This is a genomic window from Catellatospora vulcania (genome assembly GCF_009720385.1).
Lineage (GTDB): Bacteria > Actinomycetota > Actinomycetes > Mycobacteriales > Micromonosporaceae > Catellatospora > Catellatospora vulcania.
The window spans coordinates 13683-39975 of sequence record NZ_WARX01000035.1; the positions used below are offsets into that span (position 1 = coordinate 13683).

Here is a 26293-nt window from a genome sequence, read left to right on the forward strand (position 1 = left end):
ATCTGCCGGTCAGGCCGGGGCGAGCAGGTCCGGGGTGAGGTCGGCGAGGCTCGCGCAGCCGGTCAGGGCCATGGTCAGGTCCAGCTCGGCGCGCAGGTTCTGGATCACCTGGCGTACGCCGTCCGCGCCCGCCAGGGCCAGGCCGTAGAAGTAGGGGCGGCCGACGCAGACCGCACGGGCGCCCAGGGCCAGGGCCTTGAAGACATCGGCGCCACCGCGCACGCCGCTGTCGAACAGCACCGGCACCCGGCCGCCGACCGCCTCGACGATGCCCGGCAGCGCGTCCAGCGAACCGGTCGCCCCGTCGACCTGGCGGCCGCCGTGGTTGGACACGATCACCCCGTCGACGCCCGCGTCCAGCGCCTGCCGCGCGTCGTCGGGGTGCTGCAGTCCCTTGAGCAGGATCGGCAGCCGGGTCATGGTGCGCAGCCGGGCCAGGTCGCCCCAGGTCAGGTCCTGCCGCGAGAAGATGTCCAGGAACGTCTCGACCGCGGCGCGCGGCAGCGGCGAGCGCAGGTTGCGCAGCATCGGCCCGGGATGGGTGCGCGCGATCGAGAACAGCGAACGCACCGCCGCCGGGGTGATCTTCGGCTTGGGTCCGGTCTTCGGCTGTGCCGCCCGTTCGGCCGCCAGCCGCAGGAACACCGGGTCGCTGGTGTACTGCGCGATGCCCTGGCCCTGGCTGAACGGCAGCGACCCCAGGTCCAGGTCGCGGGCCCGCCAGCCGAGCACGGTCGTGTCGAGGGTGACCACGAGCGCCTCGCAGCCCGACGCCTCCGCACGGGCCAGGAAGCTCGCCACGAGGTCCTCGGACTTGCTCCAGTACAGCTGGAACCAGCGCGGGGCGTCGCCCATCGCGGCCGCGCACTGCTCCATCGGCCGGGACGCCTGCGTGGACAGGATGTACGGCACGCCCTCGGCAGCCGCGGCCCGCGCCACGGCCACGTCGGCGTCGGGGTGGGCCAGTTCGAGCACCCCGATCGGGGCCAGCAGCAGCGGTGAGCTGAGGCGCCGGCCGAACAGCTCGACGGAGGTGTCGCGCGCCGACACGTCGCGCAGCATCCGGGGCACGATGCGGTGCCGGTCCAGGGCGCGGCGGTTGGCGTCGGCCGTGGCCTCCAGGCCCGCGCTGCCGGCGACGTAGGCGTACGCCTTGGGCGACAGCACCCGGGCGGCGCGGCGCTCCAGCTCGCCGAACGCGGTCGGCACGGCCGGGCGGCCGCCGCTGACACCGTCGCGGTAGATCACGCCCTGCCGCAGCCTGCCCCAGCCGCCCGCGGCGCGCACGGCCGGATCGGTGTCGTCGGCGGGCGGCGGCTGGCCGGTGTCGCTCATCGGGTCCTCGCAGGGTGCGTCGGCTGTCCGCCGCGCCCGGGGAGCGCGCGACGGTCCGCAGATCATGCCATCCCGCCCGGCCGTGGCGAAGGTAGGCAGCCGGAACGCGAGCCGGTCGAGCGGCCCGGCGCCGGAGCGCTCCGGCGGCGCGATGCCGGACGGTGCCGGGCGGTCAGGGGCGCGGTGGCGGGCCGTGGAGCGGCCGGTGCCGGGCGGTCAGGGGGCGGCGCGGTGGCGGGCGAGCACGGCGACCGCCCCGCGGGCCGCCTGGACGGTCTCGGGTCCGGCGTCGCCGGGCAGTTTGGGCAGGCCTGCCGTGACCGTGACCTCGTGCCGGAGCACCGGGTGGAGCAGGGTGGTGGCCACGAACAGGGTGGCCCGGCCGTCCTGCGCGGTGCCCTCGTCGAGGCGGAACACGTACGCGGGCGCGGTCACCGGGCTGGCGTAGGTCGCGTGGGCGGCCAGGTCGTCGGCGATGCACCACCACGGCTGGGGTTCGCGGCCCGTCCAGTGGTGGTCGCCGAACAGCCCGTGCACCGCCAGCCGGTACCGGTGGCAGACCGTGACCGCCTCGCGCAGCCGCTGCTCCAACTGTCCCAGCGTCTCCTCGGGCGGCGGCGCGGCCAGCAGCTCGTCCAGCCGCGCGGACAGCCACTCGGCCAGCACCTCGTGCAGCACGAAGCGCCAGGCGTCGGTGGCCGCCCCGGCGGCGAACGCCAGGGCCTCGCGGAGCTGGCGCAGCCGCTCCGCGCAGTCGGGCCAGAGTTCCAGCGGCGGCGGGCCGGTGCACGGCACCGTCGTGGCGTGGCGGCGGGCCGTGAAGTCGACGACGGCCCGCAGCGGCCCGCCCGCGATCAGGTTCACGTCCTGCCGGTCGTCCGACCACTCCCACTTGGACTGGCCGTCGAGCAGGCTCGTGTACAGCGGATCGGTCAGGCCCTCCTCGTACAGCCAGCCGCCCGGGGACCGGGTCGCGGCCCGGGTCACCTCCGTGACGAACAGCAGGGCGTCGGCGTAGCGGCGGGGCGCGTCGCGCACGTCCATCCGTGCTCCTCCCTGGCGGCCACCCCTACGGTACGCGCCGTCCGATCCCGACGCCGTCCCGAGATCCGCGATCGGCGGGCCCCCGCGGCTGGGACGTCTCCCCTACCCTGACGCGGTGACCTTGACTTGGCGATCGTTCGGGCGATGGCTCGCGGTGCTCCTGCTGCTCGGCGGCTGCGCCTGCTGCTGCGGAAACACGGGTCCGGTGGGGTTCGCGCCCGATCTCGACGACGCCGACGTCGTCGGTGTCTGGGTCAGCAGCGAGGGCGCGCGGCTCGTGCTGCACGCCGATCACCGGTTCACCACCGAGTCCCTGGGCGACTGCGTGGACGCCGACGGCGACTACGCGCCCGGCGGGGACGGCAGCGGCACCTGGTCGCTGGGCGAGCCCGAGTTCCTGGACCCCTACCAGCAGCTGACTCTGGCGTACGCCCCCTACGGCGAGAGCCTGCAGAACTGGGGCGCGCAGGACGGTGAGATCGTCTACCTGTTCGGCGACACGGACTCCGGTGGCATCTGCTACTTCACCCGCGACTGACGCGCCGGCCGTGAGCGGTTCTTAACCGGTGCGCAACGCGGCCGTCCTGCCGCTGTCACAACCCGATCGTGTGCTTCTTGGACCCGCGGACCGCAGCCCTCCCACGGCGCGGCGTGGACCGGCGCACGGCCACCCGTCGAGGTGGCAGGCGCGGCCGCCCGACTCCGATCGGAGCCACGCCATGGGACAACCCCTCTGGATCACCAGACTCCCCGACGCCGCCGTCGACGCGTACCGGCGGGCCAGCCCCGGCGGCCCGCTGGCCGGCGCGCGGCTGGCCATCAAGGACAACCTCGACCTGGCCGGGGTGCCGACCACGGCCGCCTGCCCCGCGCTGGACACCCCGGCCGCGTCGTCCGCGGTCGCGGTGACCCGGCTGGTCGACGCGGGCGCGATCCCGGTCGGCAAGACCAACATGGACCAGTTCGCCACCGGCCTGGTCGGCACGCGCACGCCGTACGGGGCCTGCCACAGCGTCGCCGATCCGGCGCACATCAGCGGCGGCAGCAGTTCCGGCAGCGCGATCGCCGTCGCGACCGGTGAGGCCGATCTCGCCCTGGGCACCGACACGGCCGGGTCCGGGCGGGTGCCCGCGGCGTTCAACGGCCTCGTCGGGCTCAAACCGACCCGGGGACTGGTCTCCACCACCGGCCTGCTGCCCGCCTGCCGCTCGCTGGACTGCGTGACCACGTTCACCCGGACCGTCGCCGAGGCCAGGACGGCCCTGGACGCGCTGGCCGCCTACGACCTCGACGATCCGTGGTCGCGGCCACGCCCGCCGCTGCCACCGCCGGGGGTCGCCGCGCGGATGCGCGTCATCGGCGTGCCCGCCGGGGATCTCGACCTCGACCCGCCGCACGCCGCGGCCTGGCAGCGGGCCCTCGACCATGCTCGCGGCGTCGCGGCGCACCTGGTGCCGGTGGACGTGTCGGCGTTCCTGGCCGCCGCGCGGCTGCTCTACGAGGGCCCGTGGGTCGCCGAGCGCTGGGCGGCGTTCGGTGACCTGCTCGACCCCGACGGGCCGCACCTGGACCCGACCGTGCGCGGCATCGTGCTGCCCGGACGCGACCTGCGCGCCGCGGACGCGTTCGCCGCCGCGGACCGCCTCGCGGCGCTGCGCCGGGCCACCGAGCACGTCTGGCACGACATTGACGCGCTGTTGCTGCCGGTCACCCCGGGGCATCCGACGTTCGACGAGGTGGCGGCCGCGCCGGTGGCGGTGAACTCGCGGCTGGGCACGTACACCAACTTCGTGAACCTGCTCGACCTGTGCGCGGTCGCGGTGCCCGCCGGGGACCGCGACGACGGCCTGCCGTTCGGGGTGCAGCTGATCGCGCCCGCGTTCGCCGACGAGCCCTTGCTGGACCTGGCGGAACGCTGGACCGGTGGGCAGCCTGCGGAGCAGGCTCCGGCAGGGGCGCGGGTCGCGGTGGTGGGCGCCCATCTGACCGGGATGCCGCTGCACCCGCAACTGCTCGGCCTGGGTGCGCGGCTGGCCTACCGGGCCCGCACGGCCGGCGGCTACCGGCTCTACCACCTGTCCGGCCCCGGCGTGCACCGCCCGGCGCTCGTGCACACCGGTGACGGGCCCGCGGGCGGCATCGCGGTCGAGGTGTACGACCTGCCCGAACAGGGCCTGGGTGCGCTGCTGGGCAGCGTGCCCGCGCCGCTGGGGCTGGGCCGGGTCGTGCTCGACGACGGCAGCGAGGTGACCGGCTTCATCGCCGAGGCCCTGCGGCTGGGCAGCGCGGCCGACATCACCCGTTTCGGCGGGTGGCGGGCGGCCAACAACCCGGTCGCGCCGTGACGGCACTCGGCCACGCACCCGATCCCGGCCGCGTGATCGCCCGGCGGCGGGGTGCTGGCACACTCGGTGCCGTGACGGACACGGCCCCGGCGAACGGTGAGATCGAGAGCTACAGCCTGGTCGAGCTCGCGGTGACCCGGCTGCGCCGCGAGATCCTCAGCGGGCGCTCCGAGCCGGGCGAGCGCCTGGTCGAGGAGCAGCTGACCCGCCGCCTCGGCATCAGCCGGGCCCCGCTGCGCGAGGCGTTGCGGCTGCTGGGGCAGCAGGGACTGGTCGAGCACGTGCCGCGGCGCGGGGCGCGGGTGGCCACCCTGTCCGACCGGGACGTGCAGGAGCTGTACGCGGTGCGCGACATGCTGGAACGCCACGCCGTCGAGCAGGCGCTGCGCACCCCGGTCAAGCTCGACGGGCTGCGGGCGGCCGTGGACCGGATGCGGGAGGCCGCCGCGACCGGGGACCAGCTGGAGGTCGCCAACGCGCACCGGGCCTTCCACGTGAGCCTGGTCGCGCTGTCGGGCAACGGGCAGCTCACCGCGATCTACGAGTCGATCCTGGTGAAGCTCCAGCTGTACATGGCGATCAACCTGCGCCGCGAGGCGGAGCTGGCGCACGCCGACGACGGGGTGCACCGGCACGAACGCCTGCTGGAGGCGGTCGCGACCGGCGACCCGGCCGCGGTCCTCACCGCACTCGCGGGCCACGGCGCAAGGTCCTATCTCTAGCCCCGCGCCCCATCGGGGCACCAGGCAATGCACACGTTACCGAGCCGACCAGACCGCGAAACAGTTCGGTCGACAATCGACAGTATGCAAACCCTGGTGCCCCAACCTGATCCGCCGACCGGCGTACGCATCGGGCCGGTGCAGGCCGAGCCGTACCGGTGGCCGTACGACGGGTCGGTGCCCGTCGCGCGGACGGCACTGCTGTGCATCGACTGGCAGACCGACTTCTGCGGGCCGGGCGGCTACGTCGACGCGATGGGCTACGACATCGCGCTGACCCGGGCCGGGCTGCCCGCCACCGCCAAGCTGCTCGACCACGTGCGCTCGCTGGGCATGCTGGTCGTGCACACCCGCGAGGGCCACGACCCGGACCTGTCCGACCTGCCCGCCAACAAGCGCTGGCGCTCGGCGCAGATCGGCGCGGAGATCGGCGGGCCCGGCCCGTGCGGCCGCATCCTGATCAAGGGCGAGCCCGGCTGGGAGATCGTGCCCGAGGTCGCCCCGGCCCCGGGCGAGGTCATCGTCGACAAGCCCGGCAAGGGCGCGTTCTACGCCACCAACCTGGACCTGGTGCTGCGTACCCGCGGCATCACGCACCTGATCCTGACCGGCATCACCACCGACGTCTGCGTGCACACCACCATGCGCGAGGCCAACGACCGCGGCTACGAGTGCCTGATCCTGTCGGACTGCACCGGCGCCACCGACCCCGGCAACCACGCCGCGGCCCTGCACATGGTCACCATGCAGGGCGGCGTCTTCGGCTGCGTCGCGACGTCCGACGACGTCATCGCGGCCACCACCACCTCCTGACGCACCGTTCCGCCTCACAGAAGGCGAGCACCCCTTTGAGCACCCACGCCACCGTCGACGCGATGCCGTCGCCGTACACCTTCGACCCTGCGACCACCGCCCTGCTGGTCATCGACATGCAGCGGGACTTCCTGGAACCCGGCGGGTTCGGGGAGACGCTGGGCAACGACGTCAACCAGCTGCGTTCGGCGATCGCGCCGACCGAGGCCCTGCTCGGCGCATGCCGCGCGGTCGGCCTGACGATCATCCACACCCGCGAGGGGCACCTGCCCGACCTGTCGGACTGCCCGCCCGCGAAACTGCACCGCGGCGCGCCGTCGATGCGCATCGGCGACCCGGGACCCAAGGGCCGCATCCTGATCCGCGGCGAGTACGGCCACGACATCGTCGACGAGCTCGCCCCGCTGCCCGGCGAACCGGTGATCGACAAGCCGGGCAAGGGCGCGTTCTACGCCACCGAGCTGGGCCAGCTGCTGGAGAGCGGGGGCGTCCGCAGCCTCATCGTCACCGGGGTCACCACCGAGGTGTGCGTGCACACCACCGTGCGGGAGGCCAACGACCGCGGCTACGAGTGCCTGGTGCTGTCGGACTGCGTGGGCTCGTACTTCCCGGAGTTCCAGCGGGTCGGGCTCCAGATGATCGCCGCCCAGGGCGGGATCTTCGGCTGGGTGGCGAAGTCACCGGCCTTCATCGGGGCGCTGCAGCGCAGCGCCGCACTGCCGCAAGCCGCCTGACCCTCTCCCCCGCCTCGAACTCCCCCGCCTCGAAAGCAGGACGCCCATGACCACATCCGCCCCCGCGGCACCGGCCGCGAAACTGCCGCACTGGGTCCGCGGCGACACCAACGCCTTCTTCGGCTTCGGCGTGAACGTGCTCGTCAACGTGCTGACGCTGACCACGCTGTGCCTGTTCGTGATCAACCTGTCCGAGGGCGCGGTGTTCGGCACGATCCTGCCCGCGCTGGGCATCGCCCTGGTCTTCGGCAACGTGTACTACACGATCCTGGCCCGCCGCCTGGCCGCCAAGGAGGGCCGCACCGACGTCACCGCGCTGCCGTACGGGCCCAGCGTGCCGCACATGTTCATCGTCATCTTCGTGATCATGCTGCCGATCTACCTGAAGACCAAGGACCCGCTGCTGGCCTGGCAGGCCGGGGTGGCCTGGGCGTTCATCATCGGCGTCATCGTGCTGATCGGCGCGTTCGTCGGCCCGTACATCCGCAAGTACACCCCGCGCGCCGCGCTGCTCGGCACCCTGGCGGGCATCTCCATCACGTTCATCTCGATGAACCCCGCCGGGCGCATGTGGGACCTGGCCTGGGTCGCGCTGCCGGTGTTCGCGCTGCTGCTGATCGGACTGATGACCGACGTCAAGCTGCCGTTCAACTTCCCCATCGGCCTGGCCGCGCTGCTGCTGGGCACCGCGATCGGCTGGATCGGCGGGGTCATGTCGGTGCCCGACGTCACCGCCGCCGCGAAGACCATCGCGTTCGCCGTGCCCGACCTGAAGTTCGACCTGCTCTTCGCCGGGCTCAAGGAGATGGCCCCGCTGCTGGCCACCGCGATCCCGCTGGGCGTCTACAACTTCACCGAGGCGATGACCAACGTGGAGAGCGCCGCCACCGCCGGCGACAACTACAACCTGCGCAGCGTGCTGCTCGCCGACGGCACCGGGGCGGTCATCGGCTCGATGCTCGGCTCGCCGTTCCCTCCCGCCGTGTACGTCGGGCATCCCGGCTGGAAGGCCGCGGGCGGCCGCACCGGCTACTCCATGGCCACCGGCATCGTCATCGCGCTGCTGTGCTTCCTGGGCATGTTCGGGCTGCTCGCGGCGATCTTCCCGACCGCGGCGATCGTGCCGATCCTGCTCTACATCGGCCTGCTCATCGGCGCGCAGGCGTTCCAGGCCACCCCGCGCGCCCACGCCGCCGCCGTGGTCGCGGCACTCATCCCCAACCTGGCGTCCTGGGCCACCGGGCAGATCGACAACGCGCTCGCCGCGGCGGGCACCTCGGCCGCCACCGTCGGCGACCAGGCCCTGGCCGGGGCGGGCGTGGTCTACCACGGCCTGCTGGTGCTCGGGCAGGGCGCGATCCTGGCGGGCCTGGTGCTCGGCGCGATCGTGGTGTTCATCATCGACAAGAAGTTCCTGCACGCCGGGATCTTCGCCCTGGTCGGCACGCTGCTCACGTTCGTCGGGCTGATCCACGGCGAGAAGGTCGAGTGGAACGCCAACGGGCCGGTGTCGCTGGGCTACCTGTTCGTCGCGGTGGTCTGCGCGATCTTCTACTTCGGCAGGCACTCCCCGCGCGAACCCGACCCCGAGGAACTCGCCCTCGACCGGCTGCACGGCGGCGCGGACGCACCCGCGCCGGTCTCGCCGGCGCCGGCCGTTGCGGCGGAGCCGGACCGGGCCGCGGCCGCGGCCTGATCCGGCTCACCCGCCGCCTTCCGGCACGGGAGCCGCACCCGTGCCGGAAGGCGGCACCACCAGTCAGGAGTACCCATGGAGCTGGACCGGCCCGACGTGATCGCCGAGGTGGCCGCCGTGTTCGCCGCCTACGAGAAGGCGCTGGGCGTCAACGACCCGGACGAGATCATGTCGTTCTTCCACGACAGCCCCGGCACGGTGCGGTTCGGCATCGCCGACCGGCAGACCGGCTGGGCGCGGCAGCACGCGTGGCGCGCGGCCCAGCCGCCGCTGCCGCCCGGCCGCACCCTGCACGACACCCTGATCAGCACGTTCGGCGACGGCTACGCGGTGGTCACCACCTGTTTCGGGTACGCCGGCAGCGAGGTCACCGGGCGGCAGTCGCAGACCTGGGCACGGCTGCCCGAGGGCTGGCGCATCGTGCACGCGCACGTCTCGCACCAGCCCTCCTGAGCGCCGCGGAGGTCACTCGGGTTCGGGCAGGCCGTGCTCCTCGCGCACCTTCCGGGCCTGGCGGGAATCGCCCTGGTCGTCGAGTGCGCGGGCCAGCCAGGCGGCGGCCTCGCGGCGGGCGCCGTGCTCGGCCGGCAGCGCGTCGAGCGCCCGGCGCAGTTCGGCCTCCCCCGCCGCGGCCCGGCCGGACACGACCAGCACCTGCCCGTGGCGCAGCTCGGCCAGCGCGGCCTCCCCGAACGCGCCGATGGACCGGAACAGCCCGGCCGACGGCGCGACCCGGGCCACCGCCGCGTCGTGGTCCGGCTCGTCGCTGTCGGACAGCACCTGCGCCGCCTCGTACCCGGCCATGGCCCGCTCCCAGGTGAACCCGGGCTGCTCGTCGGCAGACACCTCGGTGACCGCCATCAGCTCGGCGAGCTGCCCGGCCAGGGTGGCCGCCTCGTCCTTGCGCCCGGCGTGGAACAGCGCCATCACCTGGCGGCGGCGGGCGTGCACGGTGGCCAGGGCGAGATCGGCCTGCCCGTACGCCTGGGCGGCCGCGTCGAACCGGTCGGCGGCCTCGGCGTCGCGGTCGACCTGCCACAGCAGCTCCCCGGCGCGCTCCAGCACGTCGGCCCGGTACTGCAGCCGGTCCACGCCGCCGACCAGCTCCAGCAGCGCGTCCAGCTGCCCGACCGCGACGTGGACCTCGCCGAGCTGCCCGTACGTGCGCGACAGGATGTCACGCAGTTCCACGATCATGTCGGCGTGCTCGGGGTCGCGCTGGGCGAGGAACCACGACAACGCCTCCTCGGCGACCTCAGCCGCCTCGGTGAACCGGCCCGTGGTGCCCAGTGCCAGCGCCAGCCGGTGCCGGGTGTACGCGGCGGCGCCGGGCGCGCCCTGCGCCTCCATCACGCACACGTGCTCGACGATGTCGTCGACGAACTCGCCCGCGCGGTCGGTCGTGACGAGCATGAACCCCGCGTTCGCGCGGGCGCTGCGGCGCAGCTCCGGGTCCTGCGCCACGGCGGCGGCCTCCTCGAACGCGGCGATCGCGCCGCTGTGGTCGCCGAGGCGGCCGAGCAGGTCGGCCAGCGCCCGCAGCAGGTTCGCGAGCTGGTCGCGGTGGGCGGTGCCGCGCAGCAGCGTCGCCGCCGCGCGGACCTGCTGGGCGGCCTCCTCGATGCGTTCCTGGGCCTGCAGCACACCGGCGCGCAGGTGCAGGATGCTGGCGTGGCGGGCCGGCGGCAGCGGGCCGGGCTCGGCCTCGGCCCGGTCCAGCAGGGACGTGGCCCGGTCGAGTTCACCGGACGCGGCGGCCACCCACGCCGCCCGCACCAGCGCGGCGCGGCGCTGCTTCGGCTCGGTGTTGGCGGCCACGGCCAGCTCCGCGGCCTCGAACACGGCCGGCACGAGCGAGCCGTCGCCGGTCAGCTGCAGCATCGCGATCTGCCACTGCAGCCGGGCCGCGTACTCGCGGGCCTGGTCGCCGGCCCGCTCGAACGCCGCCACGGCCTCGGCGAACGCGTCCGCGGTCGCCTGCAGCTCATCGTCGGGCAGCGCCACCGCGCGCAGCCGGGCCAGCCGCCCGCGCTGCACGTCGGTCAGCGCCCCGCCGTCGTACGCGGTGAGCAGCAGCTCGGTCAGGGCGCGGGCCTTGGCCTGCTCCTCGGCGTGGAACAGGTCGTCGACAAGGTCCAGCGCGCCGTCCAGCGACAGGTCCACCGGCAACTCGATCAGGTCGTCGCCGGACGGCGCCGCGGCGGCGGGCTCGGTCTGCGCGGCGGGGGCCGACGACGCGGCGCGGGCGGCGGTGACCGACAGCGGCAGGTATGCCACCAGCGGCTTCGCGTCGATCAGCGCGGCGATGCGGGTGCTCTGGTACGTGTTGCCGTTGCGCTCGTCGAACCGCAGCGACAGGGCGGTCGCCCGCTCGCGCAGCTGCCGCCCCAGCGCGGCGGCGGAGATCTCCCCCGCCGCGCGGCGCACCACCAGGTCGCCCTGCCCGTCGTCGGTCAGCCGGCGCAGCACCAGCGCCGCGGCGGCCGCGAACTCCATCTCCGTCTTCGGCGTCGGGGCCTGCTCCAGCCACGGCAGGTGCCGCTCGATCAGCTCCAGGCCGCGCAGCTCGTTGCCGGTCGCGGCGCAGAACTCGACGTGCCGGGCGACCCGGCCCAGCTCGGCCTTGTTGTCGTCGAGCGCGCGGTAGGCGCGCCGGTGCGCGTCGCGGGCCTCGTCGAGCCGGCCGGTGCGCAGGTACGGGAACAGCAGCGTGGTCAGGATGCCGTGCGGCTGCTCGGAGCAGGTCAGCCGGCCGGTGAGCGCGTCCTGCGCGAGCGCGATCGCGTCCTCGTCACGGCCGCGCCACGCCAGGTGGTGCGCCTTGGACGACGGGTCGCAGCCCGCGCAGTCCGACAGCGCGTCACGCGGCGCGGTGTCCCACAGCCGGTACCAGTGGTCGGCCTGCTCGGTGTCGCCCAGGTGCGCCGCGACGTCGTGGCGGTACGCGTACACCGCCTGCATGCTGTGCCCGCCCGCCTGGTAGCGGCGCTGCATGTCGTCCAGCACCGCCATCGTGCGGTCGAGGGACAGCTGCGGGAACAGTGTCATCGACGACACGATGTGCTTGAAGTGCCACAGCAGCAGGTGCTCGTCGTGGTGGCTGCGCCGCCCCGGGTCGGCGTCGTAGTCGGCCACGCAGCGGGCGAACGTCATCATCGCCTTCATCGGCTCGCCGCTCTGGTGGTAGCCGCTGGTCGCCGCCGCGTGCGCCGCGTAGAGCAGGTCCGGGTCGCCGAGCGCCTCGGCCTTGGCCAGCACCTGCTCCACGACCGCGACCCGGGCCGGGCCGTCCGGGGTGTCCCAGGAGCGGTGGATCAGGTCGTGGACCTCGTCATACGTCGTCATCAGTGCTCCCGGGGGCGGCGTTGGGCAGGGCCAGGTCGATCAGGTCGAGGAACGAGCGGTTCAGCAGCGCCATGTCCGCGGGGCGCAGCGGGTGGTGGCCGTACAGCAGCGCCTGCCCGTACAGCGAGGACACGGTGACGGCGACCAGTGCCGGGCTCGGCAGCGCGCTCATCCGGCGTACCAGCGGGTTGCGGTGGTTGAGCACCAGCTGCGGGCGCACCTGCGCCTCGGCCTTCTCGAACGTCGACAGCACACCCGCCCACAGGTCGTCGGAGACCTGGGCGGTCTCGCGCAGCCGCCGCTGGAACGTGGCGTGGCGGTCGGTCAGGTACAGCGCCGGCATGCTCGGCGGGTCGAACGCGCGGACCACCACCTCGCAGCCCAGCGGGTCCATGGCCCGCTGGGCGGCGGCCGTGAACGGGCGCAGCGCCAGCTCGGCCGCCGGGTCGAGGGTGTCGAAGCGGGTGGACAGGTCGCTCGGGTCGAGCCGGTCCACCATGATCGTGTTGTCGAGCAGCGGCAGGCGTTCGATCAGCTCCGCGTCGAAGGTGTAGCCGCCGTTGACCACCGCCAGGCCCTGTGCCGCGGCGACCGCCGCGAGCTGGCGGAACTCGTCGTTGTTCGCGCTGTAGCGGACGGTGCCGTGGCGGCGGCGGAACTCCTCCAGCGGCATCCGGCCCATGTTGGTCTCCATCGGCCACCACTGGTCGACGACGCGCAGCATCTCCTCGTCGTGCATGGCCAGGGCCTTGACGCCCAGGTGGTGCACGGCCAGGAAGCGGTGCATCCGGTCGGCGTCGGAGTTGGCCAGGTTCACCAGCCAGCCGCGCAGCTGCGCGCCGAGCTGTTCGCGCACCGACTCCAGCAGGCCGTCCTCGTAGAGGGCCTCGCGGCTGGCGGTGGGGCGCAGTTCGGACGCGTCGACGATGCAGCGGGCGAAGAACGCCCACTCGGGCAGCAGGTCCTCGGCGCCCTCGGCCAGCAGCATGCGTTTGAGGTAGACGCGGTGGCCCGACTTCGCGGCCGGGTTCGCGGGAGTGGGCAGCACCAGCGCGACGCCGGTCAGGCCCGCCTCGGGCACGTTCAGCGCGATCGTGTCGAACGGGGTGAAGCCGAACGTCTGCTCGGCCGTCCGGAGCAGTTCGGCGCGCCCGGCCTGCCAGGGCAGCGTCTCCGCGGTGACCAGGTCGCCGTCCACGCGCACCGGGTAGGGCAGCATCTCGCCGAACAGCGCCGCCAGGTCGCGCACCCGGGCCGCGTCGAGCCAGTCGGTGGCGTCGCGGCGCGGGACCAGGGTGACGGTCGTGCCGACCTCCTGCCGGTCCGGGCCGGGCCTGGTCTCGTAGCGGCCGTCGGCGAAACCGGTCCAGTACACCGTGGGGTGGCCCTCGTGCCGGGTCTGCACCCGGATCTCGTCGGCGACCAGGAAGCACGACAGCAGGCCGATGCCGAACTGGCCGAGGAACTCGTGCCGGGAGAAGCCCAGCTCGTCGCGCTTGCCGCTGCGGCCGATGGTGGCCAGCAGCTCGTGCACCTGCTGCTCGGTCAGGCCCAGTCCGGTGTCGTGCACGCGCAGGGTGCCGTCGCCGGTGGTCTTCGGCGACTCCAGCCAGACCGAGGCGGGCGCGGTCGGGGCCAGCGCCCGGCGGGCGGTGATGGCGTCCACGGCGTTCTGCATCAGCTCGCGCACGTACACCCGCGGGCTGCTGTAGAGGTGGTGGCTGAGCAGATCGACGATGCCGCGCAGGTCGACCTGGAAGGACTGGTTCACCCGGCAGAGGCTACCGGCGCGGGTCCACCTGCGGTAACCGGCCGTCAGGCGACGCCCGCTGCCCGAGGACACGAGCCACCGGTCGCGTATTGGTCCTGTCAGCCGCGCCCGCCGGCCTGGATCATCATGTTCATGAACGCTTCCCACGGCCCGGCGAGGTTCCCCGCGGCGTCGATGTCGGACCTGGTGGACCGGCCCGTCCGGTACGACCTGGCGGAGAGCACGTGTCCCCCGCTGCGGCTGCGCGAGCTGCTCGACGGTGACGCCGCCGACCGGCTCGGCGCGCTCGAGATCGGCTACGGCACCAGCCAGGGCGACACGGAACTGCGCGCGCTCATCGCCGCGGGAGCGGGCGTGTCGCCGGCCGAGGTGCTGGTGACCGCCGGTGGCAGCTCGGGCATGTTCCTGCTGGCGTTCACGCTCTGTCGGCCCGAGGATCACGCGGTCGTGCTGACGCCGTGCTTCCCGCCCGCGCGGGCCGCCCTCGACGCGCTCGGCTGCCGGGTGACACCGGTCGCGCTGAGCTTCGACGACGGATACCGGCTCGACGTGGACGCGGTGGCGGCCGCGCTGACGCCCGAGACCCGGCTGGTGTCGCTGGCCTCGCCGCAGAACCCGTCCGGCGTGCGCTTCACCGAGCGGGAGCTGCTTGCTCTGCTCGACCGGGTCGAGGCGCGGGCCCCGCAGGCGGTCCTGCTGGTCGACGAGACCTACCGGCAGGCCGGCTACGGTGCGGCGGCGGCGCCGCGCTCGACCGCGAGCCTGTCGCCGCGGGTGGTGACCTGCTCCTCGGTGTCCAAGGCGCACGGTGCTCCCGGCATCCGGGTCGGCTGGCTCACCGTCACCGATCCCGCGCTGTACGAGTCGCTGCGGATCGCGAAGTTCAACACGCTGATCACCGGCTCCGGGGTGGACGAGCTGCTGGCCGCCGAGGTGCTGCGGCGGGAGGAGCAGATCCTCGGCGAGCGCCGCGGGGCGCTGGCCGCCGCGCTGGACACCCTCGACCGGTGGGCGGCCGAGCACCGGGACGCGGTGGAGTTCGTGCGCCCCGACGGCGGCGCGCTGTGCTGCCTGCGGCTGCGCGCCGACCGCTTCGACGACCAGGCGGTCGGCCGCTTCTACGAAGCCCTCGCCGAGCGGGAGACCCGGGTCGGGCTGGGCGGCTGGTTCGGCGAGCCGGACCGCGTCTTCCGCCTCGGCTTCGGCCACCTGCCTGCAGCGGACTTCCGGACCGCCCTGGACCGGGTCGCCGAGGCCCTGTCGGCCGCCTGACCTCGCCGTCAGGCGTACCGGAGCTATGCCGGGCGTTCAGCGCCGACCGGCCCCGTGCACCAGGACGGCGGCAGGTCAGCGCTTGGCGGTCCGCATCAGGCCGCGGATGTAGGCCGCCTGGCCCGCGTGCGCGACGTCGTCGTTGGCGACGCTGACCAGCCGCGCGCCCATGCTCACCGGCGGGTCCCAGCGCTCGTCGACGATCCGGTCGAGGTCCTTGGGCTTCAGCCCGCCCAGCAGCTCCCGGGTGCGGGCGGCGACCGCGTCGAAGTACTCGACCAGCACGTCCGGCCCGTCCGGGCGTACCGCGGCGACCTGTTTGGCGGTGTGCCCGTAGCCGGTGTCGCCGGGATTGGCCCGCAGCCCGAACCGCTGCGCCCACGGGCCCGTGGCCCACAGCTGATCCTCGCCGAGCAGGTCCGCGACGTGGTCGTCCTGGATCCGGGTGAGGTGCCAGACGAGCCAGCCGATGGTGTTCGCGCCCGGCGCCGGAGCCCAGTGCAGCTGGTCGGCGGTCAGGCCGTCGACCGCCTCGTGGACCATCTCGGGGATCCGGTCGTACAGCTCGACGAGCAGGCCGTCCACATTCACCCGAGTCAGCCCTTCCTGACGCCCGCGGCCGCCGATCGGACAACCGCAGCGCGGACTGTCCGCGAAGTCCGGTCCGCCACCTTCGCACAGTATCGCGAAGGTGGCGGACGCAGACCGTGAAGCGGGAAGGTCCTACCGCCCCGCCGCCACCGGCACCCGGCGGGCGTCGCCGCCCTCGCGCTGCGCGGCGACCGCCGGGGCGAGCGCGCCGACGATGTCCTCGACCCGCGCCTTGGCGTCGCCGAACAGCATCCGGGTGTTGTCGCGGAAGAACAGCGGGTTCTGCACCCCGGCGTAGCCCGCCGCCATGGACCGCTTGAACACGATCACGTGTTCGGCCTCCCAGACGTGCAGCACCGGCATGCCCGCGATCGGGCTGCCCGGGTCGGCGGCCGCCGGGTTGACGGTGTCGTTGGCCCCGATCACCAGGACCACGGACGTGCCCGCGAAGTCGTCGTTGATCTCGTCCATCTCCAGCACGATGTCGTACGGCACGTCCGCCTCGGCCAGCAGCACGTTCATGTGTCCGGGCAGCCGCCCGGCGACCGGGTGGATGCCGAACCGCACCTGCACTCCGCGCGCCCGCAGCAGCCGGGTCAGTTCCGCCACCGGAGCCTGCGCCTGTGCCACGGCCATGCCGTATCCCGGCGTGATGATCACCGAGGTGGCGTCGCGCAGCAGCGTGGCGACCTCGGCGGCCGAGGTCTCCCGGTGCTCGCCGAGGTCGACGTCAGCCCCGGCGGCCTGCTCGGTGCCGAACCCGCCCGCGATCACCGACACGAACGAGCGGTTCATCGCCTGGCACATGATGTACGACAGGTACGCGCCCGACGAGCCGACCAGCGCACCGGTCACGATGAGCAGGTCGTTGTCGAGCAGGAAGCCCGACGCCGCGGCCGCCCAGCCGGAGTAGCTGTTCAGCATCGACACCACGACCGGCATGTCGCCGCCGCCGATGGAGGCGACCAGGTGCCAGCCGAGCGCGAGCGCCAGCACGGTGACCGCGATCAGCAGCCCCAGCTGCGGCGCGATGACGAACCACACGGTCAGTGCCACGAACGCGACCAGCGCGCCGAGGTTCAGCACGTGCCGTCCGGGCAGCATGAGCGGCCGGGACGCGATCCTCGCCGACAGCTTCAGGTACGCCACGATCGAGCCGGTGAAGGTGACCGCGCCGATGAAGACGCCGACGAACACCTCGGCGTGGTGGATGTGCAGCAGCGAACCGGTCAGCCCGGCCGGGGCCGCGTGCGCGACCTCCAGGTAGCCGTTCCAGCCGACGAGCACGGCGGCCAGCCCGACGAGGCTGTGCAGGATCGCGATGAGCTCGGGCATGCCGGTCATCTGCACGACCCGGGCCCGCCACAGCCCGATCCCGCCGCCGATCAGCATGGCGGTGACCAGCAGCGCCCCGCCCGCGGCGGTGATGTCGCGGGTGGCCAGCGCGATGGTGGCGGCGAGCGCGACGGTCATGCCGCAGATGCCGTAGACGACCCCGGACCGGGCCGTCTCGTGCTTGGACAGCCCGGCCAGGCTCAGGACGAACAGCAGCGCGGCGACGATGTACGCGGCCTGCACGGCGGTGATGGCGGTCATGGATCAGCCCTTCGAGAACATGCCGAGCATGCGCCGGGTGACGGCGAACCCGCCGATGATGTTGACGGTGGCCAGCAGGATCGCCGCGGCGGCGAGCACGGTGACGGCGAGGTTGCCGCCCTGCCCGAGCTGCAGCAGCGCGCCGACCACGATGATCCCGGAGATCGCGTTGGTGACCGACATCAGCGGCGTGTGCAGCGCGTGGTGCACCTTGCCGACGACGTAGTAGCCGATGACGACGGCCAGCGCGAACACGGTGAAGTTGCCGACGAACTCCTTCGGCGCGAACGCGGTCAGCCCGAACAGCGCCGCCGCGCCCAACCCCACGTAGGCGAAGGCGCGTCCCGACGACAGCGGCTTCTTGACCGGGACCGCGACGGGCGCGGGCGCGGCGGCAGCCGGGGCCGCCGACACCTGCACCGGCGGCGGGGGCCAGGTCACCTCGCCGTCACGGGCCACCGTCATGGAACGCTGCACGACGTCGTCGAAGTCGAGCGTCAACCGGCCGTCGCGGCCCGGGGTGAGCAGCTTCATCAGGTTGAGCACGTTCGTCGCGTACAGCTGCGACGCCTGGGCGGGCAGCCGCGCCGGCAGGTCGGTGTACCCGATGATGGACACGCCGTTGTCGGTGACGACCAGCTCGCCGGGTACCGTGCCCTCGACGTTGCCGCCCTGGGCCGCGCCCATGTCGACGATGACGCTGCCGGAACGCATGCCCGCGACGTGCTCGGCGGTCAGCAGCCGCGGGGCCGGACGGCCCGGGATGAGCGCCGTGGTGATGATGATGTCGACCTCGGCGGCCTGCTCGGCGTACAGCTCCGAGGCGCGGCGGTCGTAGTCGGCCGAGGTCTGCTTGGCGTACCCGTCGCCGCCGCCCTGCTGCTCGACGGCCACGGCCAGGAACTCCCCGCCCATCGAGCGCACCTGCTCGGCGACCTCCGGCCGCGGGTCGGTGGCCCGCACGATCGCGCCCAGGCTCTTGGCCGCGCCGATCGCCGCCAGCCCGGCGACACCGGCCCCGGCGACCAGCACCTTCGCCGGGGGGACCTTGCCCGCGGCGGTGACCTGCCCGGCGAAGAAACGGCCGAAGGTGTGCGCCGCCTCGACCACCGCCCGGTAGCCGGCGATGTTCGCCATCGAGCTGAGCACGTCCATCGACTGGGCGCGGGAGATGCGCGGCACCGCGTCCATCGCCAGCACGCTCACCTCGCGGCGGGCCAGCGACGCGACCAGCTCCGGGTTGACGGCCGGTCCGATCAGGCTGATCAGCGTCGTGCCCGGACGCAGCGCGTCGACCTCCGCCGGCGACGGCGGGTTGACCTTCAGCAGGACGTCGGCCTGCCAGCAGTCGTCGCGGCTGCAGATCTTCGCGCCCGCCTGCTCGTACGCGTCGTCGGAGAAGCTCGAACGCCGGCCCGCGCCGGACTCGACCTCGACCTCGTAGCCGAGTTCGACGAGCTGCCGCACCACCGCCGGCGTCACCGCCACCCGGGTCTCCGCCGCGGCCGACTCGGCGGCGACGCCCAGCCGTTGCGCCGTGGCCGGACCTTCTCTCGTGCCCGTGAGCCCGTTCGGCTCCGGCAGGTCATGCTGTCCCACCACGACTCCTGTCGGCATTGACTAGATCAATCGAGATGACAGACATCGTGTGGCCACGACGCTGCGGCCGTCAATGAACGCGCCGAGTAATCGAAGCCACACTTGACGGGCACCCCGTGCGGCGAGCATCGATGCCCACCCCGAGTTACCAACTCCACACGCCGGGGACGGTGACCGTTCGGCGTACGCCGAACCGTCGTGGACATACGGTCTAGCCATGACGATCAAGACTGCCCCGGGTACCGACAACCGGCTGCTGCCGCTCGCCGCCGCACTGGTGACGGTGCTGCTGTGGGCCTCGGCGTTCGTGGCGATCCGCTACGTCGGACGCGAGCTGTCCGCCGGCGCCCTGTCCCTGGGCCGGCTGATCGTGGCCGCGGTCGTGCTGGGCCTGATGATGCTGCTCGACGACCGCCGCGCCGCCGCCCCCACCCCGTGGCCGAGCCGTCGGCACTGGCCGCGGCTGCTGACCGTCGGCGTGATCTGGTTCGGCCTCTACAACATCGCGCTCAACCAGGCCGAGCGACTGGTCGACGCGGGCACCGCGGCGATGCTGGTCAACGTCGGGCCGCTGCTGATCGCCATCCTGGCCGGGCTGCTGCTCGGCGAGGGCTTCCCGCGGTCGCTGATCACCGGCAGCCTCATCGCGTTCGCCGGGGTCGTGCTGATCGGCACCGCCACGTCCACCACCGCGGGCGTGGACATGTGGGGCGTAGTGCTGTGCCTGGTCGCCGCGGTGTCGTACGCGGTCGGCGTGGTCGCGCAGAAGCCGCTGCTCGCCGAGCTGTCCGGGCTGCGGGTCACCTGGCTGGCCTGCGTGATCGGGGCGGTGTGCTGCCTGCCGTACGCGCCGGCCCTGGTCCGCGAACTGGGCGCGGCGCAGCCGTCGACGGTGGGCTGGCTGGTCTACCTGGGCGTGTTCCCGACCGCGCTGGGCTTCACCACCTGGGCGTACGCGCTGGCCCGGACCACCGCGGGCAAGCTGGGCGCGACGACGTACCTGGTGCCCGCGGTCGCGATCGTGATGGCGTGGGTGCTGCTCGGCGAGGTGCCGCCGGTGCTCGCGCTCGCGGGCGGCGCGCTGTGCCTGGCCGGCGTCGCCCTCTCCCGCCGCACCCCCCGAACCCGCTGACCGCCCGGAGCGCACCGCATCCACCGCTCCGCTTTACATGAACGTCGGCCTGTCCGATCGAGTTCGATCTACTAAAACTCGATCGGACAGGCCAACGCCTAGGGCGGAGGGGGAGCTCCGCTCAGAGAGCGCTGAGTGCGGGGATGACCTGTTCGCCGTAGGCGCGCAGGGTCTCCTCCTTGGCGTCGTGTTGCAGGTAGACCGCGAACTGGTCGACGCCCAGCTCCTTGAGGCGGGCGAGTTTCTCGACGTGCGCCTCAACGGGACCGAGCACGCAGAACCGGTCCACGATCTCGTCGGGCACGAAGTCGGCGTGGCTGTTGCCGGCCCGCCCGTGCTCGGCGTAGTCGTAGCCCTTGCGGCCCTTGATGTAGTCAGTGAGCGCCTGCGGAACCGCCCCGGTGTCGCCGTAGCGGGCCACGATGTCGGCGATGTGGTTGCCGACCATGCCGCCGAACCAGCGCGTCTGCGCCCGCTGGTAGGGCAGGTCGTCCCCGACGTACGCCGGGGCGGCCACGCAGAACTTCACCGCCATCGGGTCCCGCCCGGCCCGCTCCGCCGCGTCCCGCACCGCCTTGATCATCCAGGCGGCGATGTCGAGGTCGGCCAGTTGCAGGATGAAGCCGTCGGCGACCTCGCCGGTCAGCTTCAGCGCCTTCGGCCCGTACGCCGCGACCCACACCTCCAGCTGCGAGTCCGTCACCCACGGGAAGCGCAGCGACGACCCGCGGTGCTCGATCTCCCGCCCGTTGCCGAGTTCGCGGATCACGTGCACCGATTCGCGCAGCTCGGCCAGGTTCATCGGTGGCAGGCCGAGGGTGCGCCGGGCGGAGTCGCCGCGGCCGATGCCGCAGACGGTGCGGTTGCCGTACAGCTCGTTGAGGGTGGCGAAGGTGCTGGCGGTGACGGTGACGTCGCGGGTGCCCGGGTTGGTCACCATCGGCCCGACGATGACCTTCTCGGTCGCGGCCAGGATGGCGCTGTAGATGACGTACGGCTCCTGCCACAGCAGGTGCGAGTCGAACGACCACACGTGGCTGAACCCGGCCGCCTCGGCCTGCCGGGCGAGTTCGACGACGCGTCGGGCCGGCGGATCGAGCTGGAACACGACTCCGATGTCCATGAAACCCTCCTAGACGAGGTAGCTCGACAGGCCGCGCGGCAGGTAGCGGCCGTGGCCCTTGCGGCCGTGGTACTGCCCGCCGGACACCAGCACGCTGCCCCGGGAGATGACGGTGTCGACCTTGCCCGCGATCTCGTAGCCCTCGTAGGCCGAGTGGTCCATGTTCATGTGGTGGGTGTCGACGCTGATCCGGGTACGGCCGTTGGGGTCGTAGACGACGATGTCGGCATCCGAGCCCGGCGCGATCGCGCCCTTGCGCGGGTAGAGGCCGAACATGCGCGCCGGGGTGGCCGCGATCGTCTCCACCCAGCGTTCCAGCGACAGTTTGCCGTCGACTACGCCCTGGTAGAGCAGGTCTACACGGTGTTCGACACCGCCGATGCCGTTGGGGATCTTCGAGAAGTCGCCCAGGCCGAGTTCCTTCTGGTCCTTGAAGCAGAACGGGCAGTGGTCCGTCGACACGATCGCGAGGTCGTTGCTGCGCAGCCCGCGCCACAGATCCCGCTGGTGGCTCTCGTGCTTGGAGCGCAGCGGCGTTGAGCAGACCCATTTGGCGCCTTCGAAGCCTGGTGCGCCGAGTTGGTCTTCGAGGGTGAGGTAGAGGTATTGGGGGCAGGTTTCGGCGAAGACGTTGCGGCCGGTGTCGCGGGCGGCGGCGACGGCTTGCAGGGCTTGTGAGGCGGACAGGTGCACGATGTAGAGGGGGGTGTCTCCGGCGACCTGGGCCAGGGAGATGGCGCGGCGGGTGGCTTCGGCTTCGAGTTCGGCGGGTCTGGTCAGGCCGTGGTTGATCGGGTCGGTTTCGCCGCGGGTGAGGGCTTGGCCGATGAGGACGTCGATGGCGATGCCGTTCTCGGCGTGCATCATGATCATGGAGCCGTTGTCGCGGGCTTTCTGCATGGCGCGCAGGATCTGGCCGTCGTCGCTGTAGAAGACGCCGGGGTAGGCCATGAACAGTTTGAAGCTGCTGATGCCTTCGGTGTCGACCAGGGAGTCCATGGCTTTCAGCGACTCGTCGTCGACCCCACCAATGATCATGTGGAAGCCGTAGTCGATATGGCAGTTGCCCTCAGCCTTGGCGTGCCAGGCGGCGAGGCCCTCGTGCACGTTCTCGCCGGAACGCTGTACCGCGAAGTCGATGATCGTGGTGGTGCCGCCGAACGCCGCGGCCCGGGTGCCGGTCTCGAAGGTGTCCGAGGCGAACGTGCCGCCGAACGGCAGCTCCATGTGGGTGTGCGCGTCCACGCCACCCGGGATGACGTACTTGCCGGTCGCGTCGATGACCTCCGCGTCCGCCACGACGGGCGCGAGGCCCGGCGCGAACAGGGCGGCGATCGTCTCGCCGTCGACGAGCACGTCGGCGGCGTGGCGGCCGGTGGGGGTGACGACGGTGCCGCCGGTGATGAGGATGGCCATAGGGGTCTCCGCTCTCAGGCCTGGGTCAGCGGGCCGTAGGCGTCCGGGCGGCGGTCGCGGTAGAACGCCCACCGGTCCCGCACCTCGGCCAGCAGCGCCATGTCCAGGTCACGCACCACCAGTTCCGGCTGGTGCGCATCGGCTGGCTCACCGACGAACTTGCCCTCGGGATCGACGAAGTAGGAGGTGCCGTAGAAGTCGTCGTCGCCCAGGTCCTCGATGCCGACCCGGTTGATCGCCCCGATGAAGTACTCGTTGGCCACCGCCGACGCGGGCTGTTCGAGCTTCCAGAGATACGAGGAGAGTCCGCGGCTGGTCGCCGACGGGTTGAACACCATCTGCGCGCCGTTGAGCCCCAGCGCCCGCCAGCCCTCCGGGAAGTGCCGGTCATAGCAGATGTACACCCCGACCCGGCCCACCGCCGTGTCGAACACCGGATAACCCAGATTGCCCGGACGGAAGTAGAACTTCTCCCAGAACCCCTTCACCTGCGGAATATGGGTCTTGCGGTACTTACCCAGGTAACTGCCGTCGGCGTCGACCACCGCCGCGGTGTTGTAGAGCACGCCGGGCTGCTCCTGCTCGTACATCGGCAGGACCATCACCATCCCGAGTTCCCGCGCCAGGGCCTGGAACCGCTCCGTCGTCGAACCCGGGATCGACTCCGCGTAGGAGTAGTACTGCGCATCCTGGACCTGGCAGAAATACGGGCCGTAGAAAAGCTCCTGGAAACAGATCACCTTCGCACCCTGCGCGGCGGCCTGACGCGCATACTCCTCATGCGCCTTGATCATCGATTCCTTGTCACCGGTCCAGGTCGTCTGGACCAGCGCGGCACGGATGATGTCTGACATGGTGCGGTCTCCGTCCTGCTAGCGGTTCGGCTCGGCGAGACGCCCGCCCGCGGCCTGATCCGCCGGAGCCGACGGGCTCCTCACCACCAGGCCCGTCGCACGGCGCCGGATGCGGACGACGAGGTCGGCATGTCTGGAGTCAACCGGCACGGCGGCAGCGAAGGAATTGGCGCAAGGTCCGACATCAGTCCACCCCGCCCCTAAACCGTTTGTACTGTCCTACAAACCGTTCGCCGCTAACTGCCCCGCCGTCCAGCGCTGCAGCGTGGGTCATGAGGTCTCGTTCGCGACACGCGTTTCCTTTCCGGCGAACTGTCGCTTATCTTGGTCCCGCGGGCCCCTGACCGGCTCTGCGCTGTTTCCGGCCGGGCCTCACCGTGCCGTGGCACCGATCAGGGGAGAGAACACGGGTGGCCCAGCCGCATCCCGCGCAGGCACAGCGCGCTCGAGACCTGGTCGTCCAGTTAGGTCAGTTGCTGGCCGACATCACCGCAGGCCGACCCACGGCCGCGGTCCACCAGCACCTGCTGGACAAGTTCGACGCCGCCGTCCACGACTACCGCATCGACGCGATGGAAGTCGGCCGGACGGAGTTCGCCGCCACCTGGGACGCGCTGCGGCAAGGCCTGGCCCTGCCCGCGTCCGCCTGGGAGCAGGTCGTCCTGCCCACCGTCGTCGGATTCAGCAACACCCAGAAGCTCAAAATCCACCTGGAGCTGGCGACCTCCTACTGGCTCGCCGCCCGAGCCGCCGTCGACGCCGTGCCCGACTACCCCGCCGCCGTCGCTGCACTGGCCACCGCCGAAACCCCGGCCACCGGCCCCACCGAGCGGACCGCGCTCGCGTCCCGGCCCGCCGCGCAGGTGCGCCCCCCGACCGCAGACCCCGTCCCGGTCGCCACGCCGCAGGCAGTCGAAGCCGACCGGCCGCGGACCGGCCCGGACCGGCGGGTGCTGGTCGCGATCGCGGTCGCCGTGCTGGCCACCATCACCGTCATGCTGGTGCTTATCATCCGCCCGGCCGGCAACGACCAGCCTGTCTCGATGAACGACGGGCTGCCGTCCCCGATGCTGTCCGCCGGGATGATGGCCGACGAGAGCGGCCAGCCGGTAACGCTGCCGACCGCGCCACCGACGGCCAGCCCGCTGCCCTCGCCGATGATCACCAACCTGCCCACGCCCGCCCCCAGCTGGACCCCGCCGGCCCCGGCCACCACCGGACCCGGCGCGCCGCCGCCACCGCCCAAGCCGGTGGCCCCGTCGGCGCCCACCCACCTGGTCGCGGTCGCCGCCGACGAGCACAACGTCTGGCTCGCCTGGTCTCCCCCGGCCAACGGCGGCTCGGGTGGCGTCTCGTACTACCGCATCCTGCAGAACGGCCAGTTCATCGGCTGGACCCCCAACACCAGCGCGACCGTCACCGGGCTCGCGCCGGGGACCTCGTACACGTTCGTGATCATTGCGTCCAATGCGGCCGGGCTGCAGTCCGGCCCGAGCAACCAGATCACCGCGATGACCGCGTCCCCGCCGCCGCCCCCCTCGCCGTCCCCGGCTCCGCCGTCGCCGACCCAGGGCCCGCCGTCCCCGGTCGACCCGCCGTCGCCGACGCCGGAGGAGACGAGCGCCGAGCCGAGCCCGTCGCCGAGCGAGCCGGAGACCTCGCCGTCGCCGGAAGCCTCGTCGCCGGACCCGGAACCGCCCGTGGAGCCAGACAACCCGGCCTGACCCGGCCACTGGCACTGCTGTCTAGACGTCACTCGCTCACGAAAAGCTGCGCCGGTGCGGCCAGGCAGCGTTCGTGAGCCGCCATGCCACGACCTGGATCGTAGCCGTCGGGCCGGCTACGATCCTTGTTCCCCTAGAGGCCACCACCCAACGCGAGGCAATCTGTGCCAACGGCAGCCGAGTACTGCGAACCGACTCCACAAGCTGCCCGGGACCAATGGCGCGCCATCGCCGCCCGTACCGCCCTGGCCCCTGGCGAGCGGCAGGTGGTATTCACATCGGTCGAAACGATCATGTGCTTGGCCGCGAGCATGCTCGTCGAGCACAGGACGTACCGCGGTAGCCCGCCGCCGCGAGAAGCCAATCCGGTTCCGCTGCTCGCCGCACTCTTCCACCGAGGCGAGCGCAGCATCGTCGCGAAAATGGGCAACCTAGACGGCAGCCTCGCGCACGGCGGACGGTACGACCTCGACGTCACGCGGCACCTGCTCGGCACGCCCGGTCTGCTGACCCACGTCTACTGCGTGCTGCTTGGCGCCGCGCGCGAGGTGGGGATCGACCGAGACGCGCTGCCCGACTTCCTAGGGCTGGAGGCCACTGCGGGTGATCTTCTCGGCCAGGAGGAACTCGGCGAGACCGAGGTGGAGACTGTTGTCCAGGCCGAGTCGCACCACATGCTGACGCAGCCATCGGAGCTTGAGGCGCTGTTCACCGAACGGCTGCTGGTCGCTAAGGCGCGGGTGGGCCAGCACGTGTTCGCCGACTCAGTCATACGCAACCACCAACATCGTTGCGTGTTCTGCGGGCTCTCGGTGACCGCCGAGGGAGTGCGAGCCCGCCGAATGCTCGTGGCAAGCCACATCAAGCCGTGGCGGGACAGCACCTCAAGGGAGAGACTCGACACCGCGAATGGCTTGACGGCCTGCCCTACGCATGACGTCGCTTTCGACACTGGGCTGATCACCGTCAATGGCGGCATGCATATCCATGTCAAGCCTGAGCAGGAACGAGCCGCCAGGAAAGATCCTGCGGCAGCTGCAGTCTTCGGGCGACCGCCCCTGCTTGATCGGCTCCTACTGCCCGCAGGCGCGAAACAGCCTGGCACTGCCTACCTATCCTGGCATCATCAACACGTTTACCGAACGGCGCCCGCCTCTACGACTGCCTGACGCCGTACATCC

At 72.4% G+C, this 26293-nt stretch carries 21 protein-coding genes; 11 read left to right on the forward strand and 10 right to left on the reverse strand.

Annotated features, from left to right (window positions below):
- Positions 1-9: 9 nt before the first annotated feature.
- Both F6W97_RS37800 and F6W97_RS37805 read right to left on the reverse strand, forming a co-directional pair.
- Positions 10-1335, reverse strand: coding sequence for a lactate 2-monooxygenase (locus F6W97_RS37800; protein WP_155375403.1), 1326 nt, complete (start codon positions 1333-1335; stop codon positions 10-12).
- A gap of 216 nt (positions 1336-1551) precedes the next feature.
- Entirely contained in the window at positions 1552-2379 is an 828-nt protein-coding gene (locus F6W97_RS37805; RefSeq protein WP_155375404.1) for a hypothetical protein, read from the reverse strand.
- 115 nt (positions 2380-2494) lie between these two features.
- On the opposite strand from F6W97_RS37805, the gene F6W97_RS37810 reads away from it, so the two are divergent.
- From F6W97_RS37810 to F6W97_RS37840, 7 genes are all read left to right on the forward strand, one after another.
- Positions 2495-2917, forward strand: coding sequence for a hypothetical protein (locus F6W97_RS37810; protein ID WP_155375405.1), 423 nt, complete (start codon positions 2495-2497; stop codon positions 2915-2917).
- Positions 2918-3098: 181 nt separating this feature from the next.
- Complete coding sequence (gene atzF, locus F6W97_RS37815) at positions 3099-4724, forward strand: allophanate hydrolase (protein ID WP_155375406.1); 1626 nt, start codon at positions 3099-3101, stop codon at positions 4722-4724.
- 71 nt (positions 4725-4795) lie between these two features.
- Positions 4796-5446 (forward strand): GntR family transcriptional regulator, encoded by a 651-nt coding sequence (locus F6W97_RS37820; RefSeq protein WP_155375407.1) that lies wholly within the window; start codon positions 4796-4798, stop codon positions 5444-5446.
- Positions 5447-5530: 84 nt separating this feature from the next.
- Positions 5531-6259, forward strand: coding sequence for a biuret amidohydrolase (biuH, locus tag F6W97_RS37825; protein ID WP_155375408.1), 729 nt, complete (start codon positions 5531-5533; stop codon positions 6257-6259).
- Between the two features lie 35 nt (positions 6260-6294).
- Positions 6295-6993: a cysteine hydrolase family protein gene (locus F6W97_RS37830; RefSeq protein WP_230687312.1), complete on the forward strand. Its 699-nt coding sequence runs from the start codon at positions 6295-6297 to the stop codon at positions 6991-6993.
- Positions 6994-7039: 46 nt separating this feature from the next.
- A complete protein-coding gene (locus F6W97_RS37835) occupies positions 7040-8689 on the forward strand; it encodes a regulator (protein WP_230687313.1) in 1650 nt (549 codons plus the stop codon).
- Between the two features lie 75 nt (positions 8690-8764).
- Positions 8765-9142 (forward strand): AtzH-like domain-containing protein, encoded by a 378-nt coding sequence (locus F6W97_RS37840; protein ID WP_155375409.1) that lies wholly within the window; start codon positions 8765-8767, stop codon positions 9140-9142.
- A gap of 12 nt (positions 9143-9154) precedes the next feature.
- Here F6W97_RS37840 and F6W97_RS37845 read toward each other — a convergent pair whose 3' ends face one another.
- Positions 9155-12034 carry a hypothetical protein gene (locus F6W97_RS37845; protein ID WP_155375410.1) on the reverse strand — a complete coding sequence of 960 codons (2880 nt, stop codon included), beginning with the start codon at positions 12032-12034 and terminating at the stop codon, positions 9155-9157.
- A complete protein-coding gene (locus F6W97_RS37850) occupies positions 12021-13805 on the reverse strand; it encodes an HSP90 family protein (RefSeq protein WP_155375411.1) in 1785 nt (594 codons plus the stop codon). Before F6W97_RS37850 ends, F6W97_RS37845 begins: the two co-directional genes overlap by 14 nt.
- Positions 13806-13937: 132 nt before the next feature.
- On the opposite strand from F6W97_RS37850, the gene F6W97_RS37855 reads away from it, so the two are divergent.
- Positions 13938-15077 (forward strand): pyridoxal phosphate-dependent aminotransferase, encoded by a 1140-nt coding sequence (locus F6W97_RS37855; RefSeq protein WP_155375412.1) that lies wholly within the window; start codon positions 13938-13940, stop codon positions 15075-15077.
- Between the two features lie 75 nt (positions 15078-15152).
- Here the strand turns inward: F6W97_RS37855 and F6W97_RS37860 are convergent, their stop codons facing one another.
- The 3 genes from F6W97_RS37860 to F6W97_RS37870 all read right to left on the reverse strand — a co-directional run bounded on the left by F6W97_RS37860 (position 15153) and on the right by F6W97_RS37870 (position 18863).
- A complete protein-coding gene (locus F6W97_RS37860) occupies positions 15153-15668 on the reverse strand; it encodes a mycothiol transferase (protein ID WP_155375413.1) in 516 nt (171 codons plus the stop codon).
- Positions 15669-15800: 132 nt separating this feature from the next.
- The gene (gene pntB, locus F6W97_RS37865) at positions 15801-17264 is read right to left on the reverse strand and encodes a Re/Si-specific NAD(P)(+) transhydrogenase subunit beta (protein WP_196279514.1); all 1464 of its coding nucleotides are present in this window, start codon (positions 17262-17264) and stop codon (positions 15801-15803) included.
- A gap of 3 nt (positions 17265-17267) precedes the next feature.
- Complete coding sequence (locus F6W97_RS37870) at positions 17268-18863, reverse strand: Re/Si-specific NAD(P)(+) transhydrogenase subunit alpha (protein WP_230687314.1); 1596 nt, start codon at positions 18861-18863, stop codon at positions 17268-17270.
- Between the two features lie 217 nt (positions 18864-19080).
- Between F6W97_RS37870 and F6W97_RS37875 the strand changes: the two genes are divergently transcribed.
- Positions 19081-19995, forward strand: coding sequence for a DMT family transporter (locus F6W97_RS37875; protein WP_155375415.1), 915 nt, complete (start codon positions 19081-19083; stop codon positions 19993-19995).
- 121 nt (positions 19996-20116) lie between these two features.
- On the opposite strand, the gene F6W97_RS37880 is transcribed toward F6W97_RS37875, so the two are convergent.
- From F6W97_RS37880 to F6W97_RS37890, 3 genes are read right to left on the reverse strand one after another with little or no spacing between them, the layout of a single operon-like run.
- Entirely contained in the window at positions 20117-21118 is a 1002-nt protein-coding gene (locus F6W97_RS37880; protein ID WP_155375416.1) for a TIGR03842 family LLM class F420-dependent oxidoreductase, read from the reverse strand.
- A 9-nt stretch (positions 21119-21127) separates the two neighbouring features.
- Positions 21128-22534 carry a dihydropyrimidinase gene (gene hydA, locus F6W97_RS37885; RefSeq protein ID WP_155375417.1) on the reverse strand — a complete coding sequence of 469 codons (1407 nt, stop codon included), beginning with the start codon at positions 22532-22534 and terminating at the stop codon, positions 21128-21130.
- A 14-nt stretch (positions 22535-22548) separates the two neighbouring features.
- The gene (locus tag F6W97_RS37890; protein ID WP_155375418.1) at positions 22549-23388 is read right to left on the reverse strand and encodes a nitrilase-related carbon-nitrogen hydrolase; all 840 of its coding nucleotides are present in this window, start codon (positions 23386-23388) and stop codon (positions 22549-22551) included.
- A 410-nt stretch (positions 23389-23798) separates the two neighbouring features.
- On the opposite strand from F6W97_RS37890, the gene F6W97_RS37895 reads away from it, so the two are divergent.
- Both F6W97_RS37895 and F6W97_RS37900 read left to right on the forward strand, forming a co-directional pair.
- Positions 23799-25112: a fibronectin type III domain-containing protein gene (locus tag F6W97_RS37895; protein WP_155375419.1), complete on the forward strand. Its 1314-nt coding sequence runs from the start codon at positions 23799-23801 to the stop codon at positions 25110-25112.
- Positions 25113-25405: 293 nt separating this feature from the next.
- Positions 25406-26281: an HNH endonuclease gene (locus tag F6W97_RS37900; protein ID WP_155375482.1), complete on the forward strand. Its 876-nt coding sequence runs from the start codon at positions 25406-25408 to the stop codon at positions 26279-26281.
- The last annotated feature ends 12 nt before the right edge of the window (positions 26282-26293 follow it).